The organism is Methylobacterium sp. E-012 (genome assembly GCF_057836545.1).
The window spans coordinates 3,109,954-3,125,251 of record NZ_JBYQEY010000001.1 but is presented as its reverse complement, the minus strand read 5'-3'; the positions used below and the strand labels follow the sequence as shown (position 1 = coordinate 3,125,251).

Genomic DNA, 15,298 nt, shown 5'->3' with positions numbered 1-15,298 from the left:
GGGGGCGTATGCGCGTCGCAGGGGCGGCCCCGCCCCGGCGCTGAGCGCCGGCGTAGCGCGCCCTAGCGCCCGTAGATATCCTCGACGCGGATGATGTCGTCCTCGCCGGTATAGGAGCCGACCTGGACCTCGATCAGCTCCAGGGGGATCTTGCCCGGGTTGGCCAGCCGGTGCATCGAGCCGATCGGCAGGTAGATCGCCTCGTTCTCGTGCACCAGAACCACCCGATCGTCGATCGTCACCTCGGCGGTGCCGCGCACCACCACCCAGTGCTCGGCCCGGTGGAAGTGCTTCTGCAGCGACAGGCGCCCCCCCGGTACCACCTGGATCCGCTTCACCTGGAAGCGCTCGCCGATGTCGATCCGCTGGTACCAGCCCCAGGGCCGGTACATCCGCAGATGCGCGTCCGCCTCCGGTTCGCCGGCCGCCCGCAGCGCGTTGACCAGCTCCTTGACCTGGCCCGAATGCGCCTTGGACGCCACCAGCACCGCGTCGGGGGTGGACACCACCACCACGTCCTCGAGCCCGACCACCGCCGTCAGCCCGCCGCCCTCGCTGTGCACGAGGCTGTTCCGCGTCCCGATCAGCGAGACCCGGCCGCGCACGGCGTTGCCGGCCGCGTCATGCTCCAGCACCTGCCAGACCGCGTCCCAGGTGCCGACATCCGACCACGGGAACGACACCGGCAGCACCCCGGCCCGGGCGGTCCGCTCCATCACCGCGTAGTCGATCGAGATCTTGGGCGCCTTCGCGAAGGCCTCGGCATCGAGCCGCACGAAGTCGAGGTCGGTCACCGCCGCCTCCAGGGCCGCGCGCGCGGCCGCCAGCACTTCGGGGGCGAACGCTTCGAGCTCGGCCAGCATCAGGTCGGCGCGGAACAGGAAGTAGCCGGAGTTCCACAGGGCGCCCTCCGTGATCAGCGCCTCGGCGCCAGACCGGTCGGGCTTCTCGACGAAGCGGGCGACCCGGGCCGCGCCCGGGGCCTCGGGGATCGGCTCGCCGCGGCGGATGTAGCCGTAATCGGTGGCCGGCCGGTCGGGCTCGATGCCGAGCGTCATGGTGTAGCCGGCCCGGGCCCCGGCGGCGGCGCGGGCGACCGCCTCGACGAAGGCGGCGGTGTCGGGCACGACGTGGTCGGCGGCCATGATCAGGACCACGGCCTGCGGGTCGCGCGCCCCGGCGTGGAGCGCGGCCACCGCCACCGCGGCGGCGCTATCGCGCCCCTGCGGCTCGAGCAGGATGTCGGCGGAAAGCCCGAGCTGGTCGCGCTGCTCGGCGACGATGAACCGGGCTTCGGCTGAGGCGATCACCGTCGGCCGGGCGAACACCGCCGCGTCCGACACCCGCGCCAGGGTCGCCTGGAAGGTCGAGGCTTGCGCATCCACCAGCCGGGCGAACTGCTTGGGCATGCTCTCCCGCGAGGCCGGCCACAGCCGCGTCCCCGTCCCGCCGCACAGGATCACGGGCCTGACAGTTTCGGTGGATCGGGACACCTGAAGGACTCCAGGATTGGGCGTCGGATCCCGCCGCCCGCGCTGGACGGGTGCAGGATCCGCCGCAAGACGGCAAGGGTGGATCGGTTCAGGCGTTGGCGCTGAGGCGCTTGATGTCGGCGTCGACCATCTCGGTGATGAGATCCTCGAGGCTGGTCTGCGCCGCCCAGCCGAAGGTCGCCTTCGCCTTGGCCGGGTCGCCCAGCAGCACCTCGACCTCCGCCGGACGGAAGAAGGCCGGGTCGATCACCAGGTGGTCGTCGATGTTCAGCCCGACATGCTTGAACGCGATCACGCACATGTCCCGCACCGTCGTCGTGCGGCCGGTGGCGATCACGTAATCGTCCGGCTTCTCCTGCTGCAGCATCAGCCACATCGCCTGCACGTAGTCCCGGGCGTGGCCCCAGTCGCGCTTGGCGTCGATGTTGCCGAGCCGCAGCTCCTTCTGCCGGCCCAGCTTGATCCGCGCCACCGCGTCCGTGACCTTGCGGGTCACGAACTCGACGCCCCGCAGCGGGCTCTCGTGGTTGAACAGGATCCCGTTCGAGGCGTGCAGCCCAAAACTCTCGCGGTAGTTGATCGTCATCCAGTGCGCGTAGAGCTTGGCCACGCCGTAGGGCGAGCGCGGGTAGAACGGCGTCGTCTCGCTCTGCTGGGCCTCCTGGATCAGGCCGAACATCTCCGAGGTCGAGGCCTGGTAGTAGCGCGCCTGCGGGGCGACCGAGCGCAGGCATTCGAGCATGTGCACCGCGCCCAGGCCGGTGACCTGGCCGGTGAGCAGCGGCTGTTGCCAGGAGGAGGTGACGAACGACTGCGCGGCGAGGTTGTAGATCTCGTCGGGCTTGGCGGTCTGGACGATGCGCAGCAGCGCCGACTGGTCGAGCAGGTTGCCGTCGACCAGCTCGACATCGTCGAGGATGCCCAGCCATTTCAGCCGGTGGTCGAACACGCCGGCATGGCTGGAGCGGCGTACGATCCCGGTGACCGCGTAGCCCTTCTGCAGGAGCAGCTGCGCCAGATACGCGCCGTCCTGGCCCGTGACACCCGTGATCAGCGCGCGCTTGTTGTTGGCCATGCTGTCGTCCATTCGCTCCAATGTCTACGATGCGGGCGCATCGAACGCGGCGCCGAACCTTGAAGGCTGCCGGGTACGCGCAGGAAACCGGCCTTCCGGCGCAGCGGCCAGCACCGCTCGTATCCTGTTGCGGACCGCAATAACGTCTGCGGCCGCGCAGGTCGAGGCTGCCGATTCTGCAAAGTCTCTATCGCACCGCGCTGGATACCGGAACCGGGACGATGCGCCGGCTTTTCGATTCGGATCGTCTTTCGTCCGCAGTCCCGCAGCCGCTCTCCGTTCGGGGCAAAGCCTCGATCGGGGCACGGCCTACGGCGCGGCGACTTTCTTAGCCCGTGAGCGTTCGGCGTCGGCAGGTCCTGGACCCTTCTCGGGCGCCGCGCCCGAACGCGGGGTCGCGCGCGCGGTTTGCCCCCGGGAGCCGCCCGATCTCAATCACCGTCGCCTTCGGGGAGCGGCATCGCCACGTCGCCCGCCATGAATCGGATCGCCCCGATCTCGACATCCTCGCCGGCCTCGACCGGCAGATCCAGCTTCGGCGGCTGTCGACCGGTCAGGATGGCGTGAACCGTGATCGCCCGGGAGGCGGCCGTGGGCTGCCCGCACACGGCCTGGAGATAGGCGATGTTCAGCCAGACGCCGCTCTCGCGCGGGACCGTCGATTTGAGGACGTCGAAGGCCCGGAAGGCGAGGCTGACGTTTCGGGTCAGCCCGAGGAAGAGGCCGTACTGGGCGAGCGCCGCCACATCGAGCTCCGGGTGCTGGCGGCAGAGCTGCGCGACCTCGTTCAGCCGGTCGGTCGCGACGAGATGCATCGCGAGGAGCAGCGTGTCCTCCGGCGTCCGAGTCCATGTCGCGTCGCGGGACGAGACCGTTTCGCCCCCATGCCCGACGAGGCCGCACAGGAGCGCGTTCCGGATCGACATCGCAGATGTCTCCTCTAGAGCATCATCCCGGAAGGTGGGTTCCGGCTTTCGGAAAAAATGATGCCAACCCAAAGACCTGGCGCATTGTCCTGATGCCGATGTTCAGGACGATGCGCGCGAGCGCCCGCCCGCCGAGGGGGATACCGGTTCGGCGGGCGCGCGCGTTGACTCACAGGCTCTCGCGGCGCAGCGGATCGAACTGCCACGTGCCGGCCATCTCCATGATCAGATCGACGACGGCAGCGCTGGTGTTGATCTGGTAGCGATGCGCCACCGTCGTCGTGTCGTGCGCGAGGCCGCGCCCCTCGGCATAGGCGAGGTAGCGCTGCGCCAGGGCCTGCGTGGCGGCGATGCCATCCAGCGCCGGCAATTCCGGCGCCCGGTCCGAGCGCCGCAGGGCCTCGAAGCTGGGGGCGAACCGCTGCAGGAACGTGTCGTGGAAATGCCTCCAGCTGCCGAAGTCCCAGCCCGCCCGGTGGGTGAGATGATGCATCGGGAAGCCGTCGATCCAGGCGGCCGTGTGACCCTCGGTCATGAAGGCCAGCGGCAGCATGTAGTCCCACCACGGCAGGCCGATCGTGAACGGATCGCAGGCGAGCGCTGAGGCCTTGGCGATGTCGAAGAAGAACGCGTCGAAGCCGTTGTTGTACAGGACCCGCGGCCGTCCGAACGGGTGCTCGACCTCGTAGCGGCTGGCGAACAGGAGCGCGTGGCGCCCATCGAACGCCATCCGCGCGCCCACGTTTGAATCCGCCGCGTAGACGTCGGCGTTGACGATGCCCCCGTGGGGGGCGCCCGTGGCGCGCAGCGCCCGGATCATCTCGGCGAGGGGGATCAGCGGCTTGCCGCAGAGGGCCGCCATGTCCCGCTCGGCGGTCACGACCTCGACGTCCGGGAAGGCCGCCTTGACGAGGTCGACCTCGGCGGCCGCGTTGACGCTGAAGATCTCGAAGCCGTTCTCGCGCCAGCTCTGGATGCAGCGGTGCTGATAGAGGTGCCCGATCTCGCAATCCTCACCGACGTAGCGTTTGATGAACGGGGAGAGCGAGGTCGCGAGGGGGATGGATCGGGCCATGGAACACTCCGTCAAGCCGCGCCGGACGGCGTCGTGGTGAGGGCGGTGTTCAACTCCCGGGCGAATCGCCGGGCGTACAATTCGGTGTCGAAGAACGGGGCGTCGTGCAGCCCCTTCGCGATGCCGATCTTGTAGCTGGCCCAGTCTGCCGGGTCCTGCGCCAGCCGGCGCGCGGTGTCGACATAGCCGTCGATCGTGTCGGTCACCTGGTCCCCGAGGCCGAGCAGTTCGAGCAGGTCGGCCGACTGGTTCTCACGCTGGGTCAGCCCGCGCTTCGTCACGACCGGGATGCCGAGCCGCAGGGCGTCGAGGGACGACAGACCGCCACTGTGGGGAAAGCTGTCGAGGTAGATGTCGACCGTGGCGAGCAGCGTGCTGATGACCGAGGCCTCTTTCCAGGGCCCCGCGATCGTGACCCGGGCGGGGTCGACCCCGTGGGCGATCAACTGGCGGCTGAGCCGCCGGCAGAACCGCGCGATCGGGTAGGACGAATCCCAGTTGGGGTTGAACGGGTAGAGGACCAGCCGGCTGTTGGGCGTCGCCGCCAGGACGCGCGCCCAGGTCTCCGACAGGACCGGGTGGATCTTGTAGAAATTGGCTCCGCTGGCGAACAGCGTCGTGGTCGCCGGCGTGCGCAGCTCGGTCATGTCGAGCCACTGGCGGGACGGGCCGGTGCCGGCGTCCCGATCGAACACGAGGCAGGAGCCGGGCAGCCGCACGAGGCGCTCGGTGTATCCCTCCTGCGGGTCGGACCCGCTCTCCGAGATCTCGCCCGAGACATAGAGGTCGATCGCCGGAAACCCGGTCGTGAAGACGGCGCAGAAATTCACCGCCTGCCAGCGGGCGAGCCGGAGCGTGGCCAGCGCGACGTACTCGTTGTAGCCGAACGTGATGTTGTTCATGAAGATGAGGCAGTCGAGATCGAGCGCCCGGATCGCCGTCACCTTGTCCTTCAGGGCCGGCTTGCCGTTCAGGTTCTCGATGTCGTGGCTCAACGCCCGGATCGGGCCGATCAGCGTATCGGCATCGTCCGCCGGGGCGCCGAAATAGCCGTTGTGATGGATGATCGAGACCACGTGGAAGCCGTGCGCCTTGAGCCGGCGCGAGGACGCGACGCCGACGAAATTCTCGGTGCGGGCGTCGACGTCGTTCCAGAGCAGGCCGAGGCGGATCGGTCGGTCCGGGGGAAGCGGCTCGGGGCGGCCGGACTCCACCGGGTCGAGGCCGTGCTTGCGCCGGATATAGGCTCGGATCAGGCGGCTCTTGGCCTGCGCGAACGGCACGAGGTAGCCCTCGCACGAATAGATCGCACCGCTCTTGAGGGAGGCGACGCCGTGCTCCAGGAGCGGCCGGATCTGGCCCGGGGGCGATCGCTCCATCAGATCGGCGATGAGATTGTACAGCCTGACCGTGTAGTCGAAATAGACCGTCCGCTCCTCATCCGTCCCGAAGCACTTCGGGTGCCAGGCGATGTAGCGCAGCAACAGATCGTCGAAGCGCTGCTGCTCGATGAACAGGGTCAGTTCCGGCAACGCGTGCGGCGGCACGAGGAACAGGCCGGCGAAGAGCCGCCGCGCATCGCCCCTGGGCAGATCGTTCCAGGTCGCGACGATCTCCGCCGGGGCCGCCGGCAGTTCCAGGACGAAATCGATCAGCTTGGCGTCCTGCACCACCGCGTGGAACAGGGCGGACGAGCCGGTGCTCAGGAGACCCGCGGTCGCGTCCGGGTCATGGTGCAGGACGAGATGCACGAAGCGGTTCCGCGCCAGCGTGGCGAGGCTCGCATTGGCGGGGCTCGGTTCCTCGAAGGCGAGATCGACGCAGGCGCGGAGATGCCGGATCGCGTCGAAGACCGCGTCGGATGCGAGGCGCGTGCTCATGGGACCGCCGTCATGCCACCACGCGCACCGGCGCGTGGTCCGCGAGAGTGTGCAGGTAGGCCGCCACGGCCGCGTCGAGGCTCGCCCGGGCCCGCTCGACGCTCGGATGTGGCGAGGGCCGGGCGCTGACGCGACAGACACCGATCGACAGGCGGCGGGGATCGCCCAGACTCGGTCGGCCACCGAACGGCGCGTCGATGCGGAGTTCCGTGACACCCTGGTGATGGGGGGCCGCCGGGACCCGAAGCGTATAGTAGTTCATTTCGACGGATTGCTGAACGGCCGTATTCTCCCGGACGAACGGCGTCGGGACGCCATCGACGGCGAAGCTGAGCGCATCCCACTTGTCGAAATCGATGATGTAGGGGACGTAGACCAAGATCTCTAAAGCGGCGCGCCGATCGACCGACAGCTCGATCGTCGCGCTCGACTCGCCACTCATCCAGCGGAAGTAATATTGGGGCGTCTTCTCAGTCGGAAACCAGCCCTTGCCACGGAAGCTGCCGTCGAAGAGCATGTCGCATTGGCGTGGCCGGCGCGTCTCCGGGCTGCCCCCGCGCTCCCTGTCCGGATCCCTCATCGCGTCATCCAAGCTCATCCGAGTTCAAACGGCGTACCGTCAACCCTACCGACCGATCAGGACCACGCAGGTCAGCCCCGGGTGTCGTCAGGTTCGCGAAGCCAGATCAGCGATCGACCGGCGCATCCCGCCTGTCCATCCACGCGGTCTGTGGAACAGGGGGGCGCAGCGGCAGCGTGCTATAGAGCCTCGTTCTCATCCGGTCTACAGCCCCGAGGCACCCGACCCGTCCGCGGGGGCCGCGAAAGCCTCGAGGCGGTGCAGATAGGGCAGAGCCGGGGCCGTGAGGATCACGCGCTCGCGGTCCGGCGCCGCGTCGCCGAGGGGGCGAACCGTCAAGCGCGAGACCGCCACCGACAGGCGGCGCGGGTCGGCCGGGCTCGGCTGAACGGCGAAGGGCGCGGTGATGCCGACATCGAGGATGGAGCGGGCGAGGCCGTGACGGGACTCGGCCGCGGCGTTGGGGAACCGACCTTCGGCTTGGCCGTACAGCAGAAAATGCTCCCGCGGATCCTTGCCCGCGGCGGCCACGTCGGCGTAGCGGGCGAGGTACCACGCCGCGTCGATCTGCACGGCGAGGCCGTGGCGGGCCTCGGCGGCCGCGTTGGGGAACCGGTTCTCGTTGCGCCCGTACAGATCGTAGTGCTCGACCGGATCCTTGCCTGCGGCGGCCACGTCGGCGTAGCGGGCGAGGTACCACGCCACGTCGACGGTGTCGGACGATGGATCCAGAGCCCCCGCCCCTGCCGCCCCCAGGGCCGGCGCGCGCATCACGAAGTGCCGTCCGCCATCGGTCCGCGCCTCGGCCTCGACCGGGCGGTCGTCCACGTGGAACGCGATCTCGCCCCAGCGGCCCGCGTCGATGATGTGCGCGAAATGCACCCCGATCTCGAGGTCGGTGCGCCGGTCGATGACGATCCGGACCGTCGCCGTCGCGGCCGCGCCCATCCAGCGGAAGCCCGCGCCGTCCGCCTCGACGTCATGCCAATTGTGTCCGACCAGCGTGCGGTCGAATACGATATCGGCCTCGGTCGGGACGGCGATGCCGGTCAGAAGGTTCAAGGATGGTCGTCCCGGCGCGTCGCTGGGGCGGAGGGTGATCATACGGCTAACCCGGACCTCGCGGATGAGGCCTCGTTCTAGAGCCGTTCCCGATCGTGTTGCAATCGGGACCGGCTCCAAGCCCGTGTTCGGGTTCACGCCCGCGCGACGGACCGGTTCTCGCTCCGGCGGGACGCCCTCACGGGCACCCCCACGAAGGCACGGCGGAGCGGCCCCGGGGGGCGGAACACTGGCCAGGCGGTGTGAGCCAAGCCCACCGGGGCGAGCCCGGCGCGCGGGCCGCATCCGTCACGCCGCACCGCGCACCGCCTCGGCCAATCCCGCGAAAACCTCGACATGCCGCTCGGCACAGGCCGCCCAGGTGAACCGCGCCGCCTCGGCCTCGGCCTCGGCCGCCAGGCGGCGACGCAGGGCGGGATCCGTGGCGATCGCCGTGATGGCGCCGGCTATGGCGGTCGGGTCGAGGGGATCGACCAGCACGGCCCCGGCCCGGGCGATCTCCCGCATGCTGGAGCGGTCCGATGTCACCACCGGCGTGCCGCAGGCGAACGATTCCACGATCGGGAAGCCGAACCCCTCCGCCAGCGACGGAAACACCGTGCAGACGGCGTTGGCGTACAGATCCCAGAGCTGCGCGTCCGGGACGCGACCCAGGAAGCGGATGCGCTGGCTCTCGCCACCCGCCAGAGCCGTCAGGTCGTGCGACGTGACCGACCAGCCCTCCTGACCGACGACCACCATCTCGAGGTCCCGCACGGCCGGGTCGGTGAGGCGGGCCATGGCGGCGATGACGGTACGCAGGTTCTTGCGGGGTTCGATCGTCCCGACGCAGACGAAGTAGGGCCTGCCCTCCCGGCCGGCGCGGGGGCTGCGGCCCTGGTCACGGCCGGACTTGGCGCCGTCGACGCCGAGATGGGCCACGGACGAGGCGGCTCTCAGGGTTGGGAACGCCGCGTGCAGGGCGTCCTCGGTCGCCTTGGAGATGCACAGGACGTGGTCGGCCCGCACCAGATTGTGCAGCTGCCTGCGGAAATTCGCGACTGCGACGGGTGAGAACCAGTCCGGATCGGTGAGCGGGAAGACGTCGCAGATCGTCAGGACGTGCGGGCGATCGCGCAGGCGCGGATCGAGGCCGGCATAGGGGAAATAGGGATAGAACGCCACGCCGTCCGTGACCTGCGTGCCGGGCGCGAGGAACGCGGCGTCGGGCAGGGCACCGCTGTCGCGCAGCCGCGCGCCGCTCTCCGCCAATTCGGGGGCGTGGAAGAGCCGCAGGTCCACCCGAGGATCGCGGAGCAGCGCGTCGAGGACGTTCACCACGTAGCGGTGGACGCCGGTCGCCGCCTTCGGGTCCGTGACCGCCATGCAGGGGACATCGACGTTCATGTAGACCGTCGTGCGCCCTGCCCCCGCGATCGCCGTCGTGCGGGCCGTGGCCTCGGCACGGGACCGGGCGCGCACGAGCGCCCGCGACGGCCTTCGCCCGTCCTCGGCGATCCGCTGCAGCAGCCAGCGTTCGGGATCCGTGAGATCCGTGGTCGCCCGCGCGACGGCCTCCGGCGTCGGGTGTCGCAACAGCAGCGCGAGGAAATCCCGCCGGATCTCCGGCCGCGCGCGCACCTCCGCCCGGCGCAGCGCCTCGCTCAGGATCTCGGCGCGTCCGCGGCCGGCGCGGAGGGCCGCCGCCTGCGCCGCATGCTCGCGATCGGAGCCCGCCCGGCGCAGGATCACCGGGTAGAGCATGACCACGAAGTCGTCGTCCGGCAGGCCGAGGAGGATCTCGACATCCTCGGCCGCGCAGAGGGCGGGCTCCAGCGGCGGGAAGAAGTCGGCGTACGAAACGGTGCGGGGCCTCGCCTGGCGCAGGAACGCGACCGACCGGAGCAGGCGCGACCACGTGCGAAAGCCCGGCCGTTCGACGTGCTTGGCGAAGTAGCGAACCAGGGCGGTCGGAACCAGTTCCGGCGGGCAGTACCGGTCGAGGATCGACAGCAGCGGACGCGCGTAGTTGGCGGATCGGAGCGAGAACAGCCGCTGGTTGCGGGCTGCGAAGATTCCGTCCCCCGTCTCGGTGAAACGGTTGTAGAGCCGTGCCCGCGGGGCGATCCAACGCGGGATGCCGGCCCGCTCGGCCCGCATCGTGAACTCGCTGTCGGCATGGTAATGCGGCGTCGCCTTCGCGTCGTACAGGCCGATCCGCTCGAAGACGGACCGGTGGATCAGGGTCCCGTTGCCGCACAGATAATCCGCTGCGATCAGGCCGTTCGACTGTGCGGGCTCGGCGTCGACGGCATCGTCCCAGCGACTGGCCAGGCGCAATTGAAGGAAGGCGCCCGAACGCCACGCGTTATAGGCTCCGACGCCCCAGAGGCGGCCCGGATCTTCGACATACGCGATGACGCTGCCGACGATCTCGGCGGCGGCCGACACGGCGGCGTGGACGATGCCCGTGACGTAATCGTCGGGGACGATGGCATCGTCGTTGATCGTGAGGATGTATTCGCAGCCGTCCTGCAGAGCCCGCGCGACGCCGAGATTCGTCGCGGCTGTCCAGTAGGCGGCGTCCGACGCGTCGAGGATGCTGACCTCAGGCAGCCCCAGCGCCCTGAGCGCGTCCGGCGTGCCGTCCGTCGAGGCCGAGTCGACGACGTAGAGCCGGAAGACGGGATAATCTTGCCGGCCCAGCATCTGCGCGAAGCCGAGGGTCCATTTCCGCCGGTTGCGGACGGGCGTGACCACGCCGACGAGCGGATAATGGGGGAGGCGCTGTTGAGCGCGGGCGGGCGAGCGCGCGACCGGACCATCGATCGGCACGCACGCGGCGTTGGGGTAGCGGCCCTCCGCATATCCGCGCACCGCGTAGTGCTCCGCCGCGTCGAGCCCGGTCCCGGCGATGTCGGGGTAGCGCGCCCGGTACCATTCGGCGTCGACATGCTCGGCGCGCCGGTGCCGGGCTTCGGCTTCGGCGTTCGGGAAGCGTCCCTCTGTGTGGCCGTAGAGCGCGTAATGCTCCCCGGGATCGGCCTCCGTCTCGGCGACATCGCCGTAGCGCGTCAGGTACCAGGCGGCGTCGACCGACAGGGCGCGCTGGTGCTGGGCCTCATGCTCGGGGCCGGGGAAGCGCCCCTCATCCCGGCCGACGCGCGCGTAGTGCTCGCCGGGCGACAGGCCGGACGCCGCGACGTCGGGGTAACGCTCCGCGTACCACGCCGCATCGATCTCTCGATCGAGCGCGTCCCGGGCTTCGAGCGCGGCGTTGGGGAAGCGCCCCTCGGCGTGCCCATACAGCACGAAGTGCTCGACCGCATCCGTGCCGGTCTGCGCGACATCCTCGTAGCGCGCCAGGTACCAGGCGGGGTCGACCGAACGCCCGAGCGCGCCGGACTCCGACCCGGCACCCGCGCCCGGAGGATGTTCTTCTTCTTCGGCCATCTGACGCGTCGTTGCGAGCCCGGGCGTGCATACCTTGGGTGACGGTCGGCGGTCCACCCTTCGACCCCCGCGGGGTCAAACCAAGGCGGGGCTCGAAGAACCTCGGCGGCCCTGTGCCTTCGGGAGTGCGTTCGCGCCGCCGCCGGCGCCTCCCGATGGGGGAACGCGATGGGCGCCGGATCTGTCAGGCCTTTGGTAAGCCAGCTGGGTCGGGGCCGTAGGGTGTCTGTCGCCGGCTCAGGATCGCCGCGCCCCCGCTCAGCTCCGCAGGGTGGCGTGGTTGTCGAGGAACCAGGCGTAGGTCTGGCGCAGGCCGTCCTCCAGGCCGACCTGCGGCCGCCAGCCCATGGCTCTGAGCCGCGACACGTCCATCAGCTTGCGCGGCGTGCCGTCGGGCTTCGACGCGTCGAACTCCAGCGCGCCGTCGTAGCCGATCACCCGCGCCAGCGCCTCGGCCAGGTCCCGGATCGTGCAATCCTCCCCCGTGCCGACATTGATGTGCGACAGGTCCGGCCGGGTGTTGGCCGCGTAGACCGCGTCGTCCATCTCCATCACGAACACGCTGGCCCGCGCCATGTCGTCGACGTGCAGGAACTCGCGCATCGCCCGGCCCGTGCCCCAGACCGTGACCGCCGGGCGGCCCTCCGCCTTGGCCGCGTGCAGGCGGCGCATCAGCGCCGGCAGGACGTGGGCGTTCTCCGGGTGGAAGTTGTCGTTGGGCCCGTACAGGTTGGTCGGCATCACGCTGCGGTAGCGCCGCCCGTACTGGCGGTTGTAGCTCTCGCACATCTTGATGCCGGCGATCTTGGCGACGGCGTAGGGCTCGTTGGTCGGCTCCAGCACCCCGGTGAGCAGCGCGTCCTCGCGCATCGGCTGGGGCGCGTGCTTCGGGTAGATGCACGAGGAGCCCAGGAACAGCAGCCGGTCGACCCCGTGCCGATGCGCGGCGTCGATGATGTTGGCCTGAATCAGCAGGTTCTCGTGGATGAACGCGGCCGGATAGGTGTTGTTGGCGTGGATGCCGCCGACCTTGGCGGCGGCGAGGTAGACCTGATCGATCCGGTTCTCGGCGAAGAAGCGCCGGACCGCGGCCTGGTCGAGCAGGTCGAGGGCCTGCCGGTCGGCCGTCAGGATCTGCGCGCGCTCCCGCTCCCGCAGGCGGCGCACGATCGCCGAGCCCACCATGCCCCGGTGGCCCGCCACGAAGACCGTTCCAGCGCTGCCGGTCGCCATCCCATCCATTCCTTGCGAACATTTCTGGAAACGGCGCAAAAAGCGTGAGGCTGACGGCGAAAAGATGGCCAGGGGTTGCCGGGGTCGACGGGCCAGAGTGTCGGGCCGAACCCGCTCAGCCCATTGCGGGTGTTGCTGGCTGGCCGCCCGTCCGTTCGCGCCAAGCCCTCACGGCAGTGTTGTGTTGAAGGGTCCGCAGCGGCCCGTTTCAAGATCTCGAAGCCTGTGTCCGCTTGGACGGGATCGACAGGGAGTGCCGCCGCCGATCGGGCCCCCGTCAGGAGCCCCAATGTTTATCGACGATATCTTTGATGGCGTCTGATATGGCGACGTCGAAGATGAGCATTTCTTCCACGGTCCGAATGGCACGTAGATGCTGAGCCAAGTCACGCACGGCGGCGGACGGCTCGGGGATCTCCGGGAGCGGTACGTCGAGGCCGAGCTGATCGAAGAGGGTCCGGGCGAAAGCCCCGAAGCGCGCCTTGTGCCCGACGATGCCGACCCGCGACAGGACCTCGATCGCCGCGATCGAATTGCCCGGATGCAGCCGGTCCTCCGGCATACGGGTTCCGAGCTGGCGGGTCAGCGGATTGTAGAGCAGCCGGTAGGCCGATTCCGGCAGCATGCGGAAGAAGCGCTTGAGGCTCTTCAGATCCGTGAGGTCGTAATCGTTCGTGAAGGCCGCGGCCTCGGCGAGCCCCGCGAGACGCCACCCGCGCGCAGGGTCGGCTGCATCGGCGGCGCGCGCCTTCAACCAATGCAGGCGCGTCGCCATCTCAATATAGGGATCCTGCACCAAGAGTGCCGTGAGCATCAGGTCCGGCGTCATGAAATTCTCGTACCGGGGGATCACCACGGCGCCCGACAGGAGCACCGACCGCGCCGCATTCAAGAAGAGGCTGGTCAGGATCTCGTCCGACATTCGGTGCAGGCCGAAATAGCTGCGCTCGAAATGGGGGAAGAGGGCACTCTGAAGCACCGTCTCAGGATCGATCCCGGTGTTGATCAGGCACATGCGCATCTGGAGCAGGCTGTCCATGGGGACCCGCCGATGCACCAGCACGTTGGTATCTGCATCGTACAATTCCAGCCGCTCCAGACCGGAGAGACCCGGTACGTCGGCTTCGGTCACGACGAAGATGCATTGACCCGTCGCGTGCCAACCGTTGTTCTTGAACGTTGGATCGGTCAGGCTCGCCGCGACCGTGGCAACACGGCGCCCCTCGACGGACACGACCACATGGCTGGTCGCAAGCTGATTATCCGGCACGATCCAGCCACGGATCGAATGGCCGTCATCGTGATCGATGAAGAAGCGCACGGTCAGACTCTAATCATTTCTGCGTCGCGGGCGACTTTGGATGATGTGCGGGCGTGGTCCTATAGCTACTTTGGGTTCCAGTTGCGAGGGGGGAGCTCTCGGGCCGAATTGTAAACACGCGCGCTCCGCCGAAGCCGTTGCCGTGTCGGTGGAAATCACTTCGGTGCGGGTCCATGAACCCGATATTTTATGACGGCATATCTATGGTGCCGATCAGAGGATGCGTTTGCTAAGCGCACCACGCACGGCGCTGATCGGCGTGTCCCGGGTTGAGATTTTGCTAACCCGGTTCAACAGCCTCAGAGGCTGAAGACCGTTGTGTGGGAGATTTATGCCGGCCGCTCTGTCTGAGGCTTGACGAAGCCCATCGTCAGAACGCTGTGCAGCCGCATCTCCTCGACGGGCATCGGGATTGCGGGATCAAGCCAATCATGGCGCTGGCGCACCGCGGACAGGTCGTGCAAGCATTCGTCAACGCTTGGCAGCTCGTCGTTTCGAAGCAGTTCAAAGCCGGCATCCGTAAAGTTTTTAAGATAGCTTCGATTGCGCGGTGCGTGGTCGATGCTGTGTATCGTCACGCCGCCGGGCCGCATGACCCGAAATAATTCATTGCAAAAAGCGTCGCGGGGCTCTTCCTGCTCCTTTGGCCGATAATCCAAAGGCTCGCAATCAAAGTTCGTTTCAGACTGCCCAATATGCTCTATCACGGACACCGTGATAACGTAGTCGAACAGGTCTCCGGGGATGTCGCCGCTATCGACCACCAACGCGCATCGGAAAACGTCGCACCGGTCTGGAATGTCGGGGGGAAGATTCGCGGCACCCATTCCTTCGAGTCCGTCGTAGGGATCGATGATGTACTTGTCTCCAGGAAATTGCTTTAATATTTCAAGATAATCGTTGGCGCCGACTTCGCAGAAAATTTTGCGATCATGGTATGATGCGCACAGTCGCATCGTGTGAATGCGCTGAAACCATTTGGCGTATCCACTCGCAGGATGGTCAAGTTCATCTTTGGAAAAAATGTCGCTGCGAAGTAATTCCAGCATGATAGCACCGATTGAAGCTTCGTCGACTCGATTTATGTGACGCGCCTTGATTCGGCGCGCCCGGCTTCTGACACGGCCGTATGCTTCTCCTAAACGGGTCTTAAGACTTTTTTCCTACGCCGGGGTTTCCTTCAGCGTCGGATCTTCCCATCTTGCGCTCTGTGACATCTAT

Annotated in this window: 11 protein-coding genes; all 11 read right to left on the bottom strand. The window is 68.2% G+C overall.

All coding sequences use genetic code 11. The features are described from left to right. Positions 1-62: 62 nt before the first annotated feature. Entirely contained in the window at positions 63-1,493 is a 1,431-nt protein-coding gene (locus tag AC3IF1_RS15115) for a mannose-1-phosphate guanylyltransferase/mannose-6-phosphate isomerase (RefSeq protein WP_489218253.1), read from the bottom strand. 88 nt (positions 1,494-1,581) lie between these two features. Then, positions 1,582-2,580, bottom strand: coding sequence for a GDP-mannose 4,6-dehydratase (gene gmd / locus AC3IF1_RS15110; protein WP_489218252.1), 999 nt, complete (start codon positions 2,578-2,580; stop codon positions 1,582-1,584). Positions 2,581-2,999: 419 nt separating this feature from the next. After that, the gene (locus AC3IF1_RS15105) at positions 3,000-3,494 is read right to left on the bottom strand and encodes a hypothetical protein (protein WP_243968884.1); all 495 of its coding nucleotides are present in this window, start codon (positions 3,492-3,494) and stop codon (positions 3,000-3,002) included. A 169-nt stretch (positions 3,495-3,663) separates the two neighbouring features. Next, positions 3,664-4,569, bottom strand: a complete 906-nt coding sequence (locus AC3IF1_RS15100; protein ID WP_489218251.1) for a hypothetical protein — start codon at positions 4,567-4,569, stop codon at positions 3,664-3,666. A gap of 11 nt (positions 4,570-4,580) precedes the next feature. Next, a complete protein-coding gene (locus AC3IF1_RS15095; protein WP_489218250.1) occupies positions 4,581-6,449 on the bottom strand; it encodes an O-linked N-acetylglucosamine transferase family protein in 1,869 nt (622 codons plus the stop codon). A gap of 10 nt (positions 6,450-6,459) precedes the next feature. Beyond that, the gene (locus tag AC3IF1_RS15090) at positions 6,460-6,966 is read right to left on the bottom strand and encodes a hypothetical protein (RefSeq protein ID WP_489218249.1); all 507 of its coding nucleotides are present in this window, start codon (positions 6,964-6,966) and stop codon (positions 6,460-6,462) included. Between the two features lie 267 nt (positions 6,967-7,233). Next, positions 7,234-8,091 (bottom strand): hypothetical protein, encoded by an 858-nt coding sequence (locus AC3IF1_RS15085; RefSeq protein ID WP_243968876.1) that lies wholly within the window; start codon positions 8,089-8,091, stop codon positions 7,234-7,236. Between the two features lie 288 nt (positions 8,092-8,379). Then, positions 8,380-11,523 carry a glycosyltransferase gene (locus AC3IF1_RS15080; RefSeq protein WP_489218248.1) on the bottom strand — a complete coding sequence of 1,048 codons (3,144 nt, stop codon included), beginning with the start codon at positions 11,521-11,523 and terminating at the stop codon, positions 8,380-8,382. 258 nt (positions 11,524-11,781) lie between these two features. After that, positions 11,782-12,756, bottom strand: coding sequence for a GDP-L-fucose synthase (gene fcl / locus AC3IF1_RS15075; protein WP_489218247.1), 975 nt, complete (start codon positions 12,754-12,756; stop codon positions 11,782-11,784). Between the two features lie 277 nt (positions 12,757-13,033). Then, positions 13,034-14,077 (bottom strand): hypothetical protein, encoded by a 1,044-nt coding sequence (locus AC3IF1_RS15070; protein WP_243968298.1) that lies wholly within the window; start codon positions 14,075-14,077, stop codon positions 13,034-13,036. A 329-nt stretch (positions 14,078-14,406) separates the two neighbouring features. Then, positions 14,407-15,126, bottom strand: coding sequence for a class I SAM-dependent methyltransferase (locus AC3IF1_RS15065; protein ID WP_489218245.1), 720 nt, complete (start codon positions 15,124-15,126; stop codon positions 14,407-14,409). Between the last annotated feature and the right edge of the window lie 172 nt (positions 15,127-15,298).

What these genes read in the sequence shown, in the direction of transcription:
- AC3IF1_RS15080 (WP_489218248.1), bottom strand. Translation starts at nt 11,523, where the DNA reads ATGGCCGAAGAAGAAGAACATCCTCCGGGCGCGGGTGCCGGGTCGGAG.
- gmd (WP_489218252.1), bottom strand. Translation starts at nt 2,580, where the DNA reads ATGGACGACAGCATGGCCAACAACAAGCGCGCGCTGATCACGGGTGTC.
- AC3IF1_RS15090 (WP_489218249.1), bottom strand. Translation starts at nt 6,966, where the DNA reads ATGCTCTTCGACGGCAGCTTCCGTGGCAAGGGCTGGTTTCCGACTGAG.
- AC3IF1_RS15100 (WP_489218251.1), bottom strand. Translation starts at nt 4,569, where the DNA reads ATGGCCCGATCCATCCCCCTCGCGACCTCGCTCTCCCCGTTCATCAAA.
- AC3IF1_RS15095 (WP_489218250.1), bottom strand. Translation starts at nt 6,449, where the DNA reads ATGAGCACGCGCCTCGCATCCGACGCGGTCTTCGACGCGATCCGGCAT.
- fcl (WP_489218247.1), bottom strand. Translation starts at nt 12,756, where the DNA reads ATGGCGACCGGCAGCGCTGGAACGGTCTTCGTGGCGGGCCACCGGGGC.
- AC3IF1_RS15065 (WP_489218245.1), bottom strand. Translation starts at nt 15,126, where the DNA reads ATGCTGGAATTACTTCGCAGCGACATTTTTTCCAAAGATGAACTTGAC.
- AC3IF1_RS15105 (WP_243968884.1), bottom strand. Translation starts at nt 3,494, where the DNA reads ATGTCGATCCGGAACGCGCTCCTGTGCGGCCTCGTCGGGCATGGGGGC.